Genomic DNA, 750 nt, shown 5'->3' on the forward strand with positions numbered 1-750 from the left:
CGCCCTACTTTTGAAGATAACTTAGTAGCTAATATATGCTCTTCATGTAAGTTCAGAGTTATACCTGATAATATTTTGGCCCTAACCATGTACCAAGGAAGCAATTTCTCTACAAAATCTTTTGCTCTATTAAGTTCATTCTTATTTTCACGAGAAGATTTTTCATCAACCCATTTCTTGGGCATATAATTTTCGAAACATAACTCAAAGTCATTTTCCAATACAGCACAAATAGAAAGATAACGTAAAACACATTCTCTAGCGCGATCATATTGGTGTACATCACTAATACGGTAGAGCATTGGGAAATCAAAATAATAGTGAACCCCCTTTCTAATCTTGGATTTTGGTAATTGATGAATTAAACAGGATTCAAAAAAAGACAAGTAAGAGCCAACTGTTGCGCCAGAATGCTGAAAGTAGTCAGATGGCTTTTCTAATCTAGAGCAAGGGTTTACTATTTGATTCAAGCAACGAACTAAACAGTTTCTGGGAGGTACCTTGCCTACCTTATTTAGCTCTGACGTAATCGCTAGAATAAAACTCGGATCGTTTTTACCGTAGTTTGCCATTTCTGATATTTTTTCAAAATCCTTACCATCAACCAGTCGTTCTATAAATTTAGACGTAATGTTATATATGCATGATGAGGGATTCCACGACAGAAGAAAGTCAACACACTCTCTCCAACCTCTAACACGATACTTAACGAATGCTAATTCTACTATTTCAATATCTTCAAGTTTATCA

At 35.1% G+C, this 750-nt stretch carries 1 protein-coding gene; it reads right to left on the reverse strand.

What is annotated here, in order from left to right; genetic code table 11:
* Positions 1-750 (reverse strand): hypothetical protein (locus PG892_RS22445; protein ID WP_270825931.1); only part of this gene is annotated, 750 nt, incomplete at both ends.

It is taken from the genome of Aeromonas sp. QDB68 (assembly GCF_027707405.1).
Classification (GTDB): domain Bacteria; phylum Pseudomonadota; class Gammaproteobacteria; order Enterobacterales; family Aeromonadaceae; genus Aeromonas; species Aeromonas caviae.